Genomic DNA, 293 nt, shown 5'->3' with positions numbered 1-293 from the left:
TCAGCGCAGGCCCGCCGCGTCGAGCAGGGTGGCCAGGGTCGGGGTGATGAGCCCCTTCAGGTCGTCGACGCCGATCCCGGCCCGGGCGCTGGCGCCGTCGAAGACCAGGATGAGCTGGCGGGCCAGCAGGTCCGGGTCGGTCGCCCCGCCCCGTTCGGCCTCGGTGCGGAAGAAGGTCATCAGGTTCCGCTTGATCCGGCGGGCCACGCGGCTCGCGGGGTGCCGCGAATCCTTGAGCTCGATCTGCACGTCCAGGTAGCGGCAGCCGTGGAACCCGGGCGCGGCCGCCTGCG

Annotated in this window: 1 pseudogene; it reads right to left on the bottom strand. The window is 73.7% G+C overall.

Annotated elements, in window-relative coordinates:
• A pseudogene (locus CF165_RS49835) lies at positions 1-293 on the bottom strand (TetR/AcrR family transcriptional regulator); the annotation flags it as partial.

The sequence above is a fragment of the Amycolatopsis vastitatis genome (genome assembly GCF_002234595.1).
In the GTDB taxonomy this organism is placed as follows: Bacteria; Actinomycetota; Actinomycetes; order Mycobacteriales; family Pseudonocardiaceae; genus Amycolatopsis; species Amycolatopsis vastitatis.
The sequence above is the reverse complement of the archived record's forward strand: the minus strand, read 5'-3'. Positions and strand labels throughout refer to the sequence as shown.